This is a genomic window from Vibrio sp. B4-6, assembly GCF_963888245.1.
Taxonomy (GTDB): domain Bacteria; phylum Pseudomonadota; class Gammaproteobacteria; order Enterobacterales; family Vibrionaceae; genus Vibrio; species Vibrio anguillarum.
The window spans coordinates 1-2,982 of the sequence record NZ_CAWPIM010000041.1; the positions used below are offsets into that span (position 1 = coordinate 1).

General features: G+C 38.7%; 3 protein-coding genes. All 3 read left to right on the forward strand.

Annotation, left to right across the window (positions count from 1 at the left end; genetic code table 11):
• Positions 1-923: 923 nt before the first annotated feature.
• The 3 genes from AACV20_RS11460 to AACV20_RS11470 all read left to right on the forward strand — a co-directional run bounded on the left by AACV20_RS11460 (position 924) and on the right by AACV20_RS11470 (position 2,403).
• Entirely contained in the window at positions 924-1,877 is a 954-nt protein-coding gene (locus AACV20_RS11460; protein ID WP_241540240.1) for a type IV toxin-antitoxin system AbiEi family antitoxin, read from the forward strand.
• Between the two features lie 94 nt (positions 1,878-1,971).
• Positions 1,972-2,124 (forward strand): hypothetical protein, encoded by a 153-nt coding sequence (locus tag AACV20_RS11465; RefSeq protein ID WP_170908083.1) that lies wholly within the window; start codon positions 1,972-1,974, stop codon positions 2,122-2,124.
• A 57-nt stretch (positions 2,125-2,181) separates the two neighbouring features.
• On the forward strand, positions 2,182-2,403 hold the full coding sequence (locus tag AACV20_RS11470; protein WP_020977893.1) for a hypothetical protein: 222 nt from the start codon (positions 2,182-2,184) through the stop codon (positions 2,401-2,403).
• Positions 2,404-2,982: the final 579 nt, after the last annotated feature.

Here is a 2,982-nt window from a genome sequence, read left to right on the forward strand (position 1 = left end):
TCACTGCTTTGTAAGTTGCTGGGTGCCAACTGGTGCCTTCGTGAAGGCTTGAGCCTAGTGCGGTGAAAGTTGCACGCTGGGTTCTTAGAGGGGCGACACTTGGTAACAGGTGTCGTCTACTCGACATAAGTGTGCGAGGGAGCATTGCATTTTGGGGACGAAATGAATTAGAGAGATTATCAACAACCGGTAAGATCGTTTAGATACAGAGAAATGGATAAATTAGAAGATGGGGCCCTGAACGGCTCCATTAAGAATTTTACAGCTATAAGTTAGAGATGCCGCTGCCATCTCAATGCCACCTTTTGTTCCTTACGAACTGACTGTGACCAGTGCTGCGCGGACCCACATACAAAGTATGCCTCATATTTTAAGACCAAGGGGCGTATGCTTGGTCTGGGGTAATGATAGATAGTATTGAGTACATGGGCAACCGTTAAAGTCTCTATCTGAACTATTTGGATTATGAAGAATTTTAGCCTTCTTATTCAGCGGTAGTTTATTGCTCAACATCATAAAAATAGGCGTACTGAAAGTTTGAAAGTACGTACTGAAAGTATGATTCAACTCTTTTTCTCAGCATTCGAAATTTTAATAACATATTGATTATAAACAATAAATGCAAGTTTTTGTGGCTATCAAATAAAGTAGGTTCAAAATGACAATAAACGACCCAATAATAAATCTAATATATTGATTATTATAATAAAAATAACATTTGACCTATTGTTATATTCATACTTTCAAGAAATGCGTAGTGAATGTATGTTTTTAATCCTACCTATTGATTTTAATGAAATTTCCTCAATAAAACTTACCGCTTTTTTTCATTTTTCTCGAAAGTTTTAAGTTTTTAAGCTATAAAACTCTATAATTTAATTTTTTTCATGAATCATGAAAAATTCGTGAGGCGTGTATTTACGATGAAACAACTCCATAACGAACCCAATCTTGTTGGCTTACCGTCAGAATTCAACGCTGTCTATACGGATGGAAAAATGGGTGGTAGGCCGCAGCTAAAAATGACAGTTAATGGTCAGCCGATAACGTTTAATATTTTCCATGCTCATATACATCGTAAAGAAAGTATTGAAAGCTATTTGAAACGACGACCAAAAGCTAACGACATACTTTTTTGCAATCATCTCAGTGATTATCTTAGGCAGCTATGCCATGACTCAAACATCAACTATGCCGATGACTCCGGAAACGTAAGAGTAATGACTAGTGACATATGCATATTCATTGGCAATAGACCTCCGATAAAACAAGATAAATCTCACCAGTTTATGACTATCGGTATCATGAAGTGCTTATTTGCTCTTTTCGCTGAAAAAGGCCTTATCAATGAGACCTATGCGAATATTGCATCTAAAGCTGACATTTCGGTTGGTATGGTTACAAAGGCAATGAAGTACCTTATTGAAAACAACCATATAGTAAAGAATAAACGCCTAAGAAGGTTTTTACATGAGCCTGAGTTGCGTTATGAATGGTTGAAAAATTATGGTCACATTTTAGCTCGCCATCATCAGGTGACGACTTATCCTCCTGTTGACAATTGGGAAGATATCTTATTGCAGCCAGGAGATGTTTGGGGGGGAGAAGTGGCCGCGACTCAGCTTACAAAATATAACCACCCTCACGAGATACTATTGTTTAGCCGACATCAACCGGTCAAGTACTCTATCGGACATAAAGAGTTACCACCTCTTAAAGTAATAAAGCCATTTTGGGGCGAGTCTTTAAAAATTGGTCAACCTGCGTTGGCATTACTAACTATTGCTGAGTTGCTATTATCTAAGGATGCGCGCAATAGAGAAGTGGCTTATCTTATCAATGATAAATACGGAGAGTTCAACACATTACCTTTGTGAACTTTGTTATGTTAGGAAGTTCAAAACTGACTTTCATAAACATAGGAATAGCAAAAATAGAATCATACTGGCAAATTGGTGGATGGGAGGTTTTATGACCGAGAAACAACGCAGAGCTATCTTGTACCGTGCCGCTCGTAACCGACGAAACGGTTTGCATCTTAAAAGTGACGATCACTTTGAGCGTAGTGTTAAGGAATCACGGCAGTGGCGAGAATCCATTGAATTGAAATCATCTAGAACCTAAACCAAATAAATTTAAGCACTACTGATTAATCTTACACTATAAGCAGGGATAAAATGCATGACTGACCCATACTTAAACTTATTGCCGACATTAGAAGAATTCGAACTGCCAGACGTTCCCTGGAAAGTTGTTGACCCATCATCGTTACCGAAAGCCACTCTTTCAGCATTCGACTCATTTATGAGCGGAGCTAGCGTTCCTCATAGGGTATTCGTTTATAGTCATGACTACTCGCGTTTCTGCATGCTCGTTCGACGAGGGGATATAACGTTATCTTAGAGAGCGAGTTAATTCATGTGTTATCTAGCAGTTTGTGCATTCTATCATCGGCTGTACCGAACCGGTCTGAATCAAAGATGGACAAAAGCAGGTTAGTATTATTGCTCTAAAATGTTTCGATCAGATTAGGAAAAGTATGCTAAAGCTAAAGGTTTCATCGTTTGATATAACAAAATCACTTCTGTCTATATAATTTAGTTAGGGGTAATAGCTACCCCTAGCACATATATGCAACAATGAACAAAATGCCAATGTAACTACCAATTAACCCTCTGTTGGATGGCGCTAGTTATAGGGTCATATGTACCTCGACCATAACTACGTATAACTGCGTTTACTTTTGTCGCTTCGCCAATAACTTCCCGAATTTTTTCAGTTGCCGAGTGTGAGGCGATGACAAGCCATCCATTTGAACAGATATCATCCATTTTTGGTGGTTGTCTAGAAATAGGTGCGTATTTCGGTGATTGCGAACGCTTGTTTCGGTTTATTCCGAACACCTTAACCAGCACTTTTTCTCTTTCCCTATTTTTACTCTAAGTGTTCGGATTGCGCCAGTTTTCTCATTGATTCTCCTCC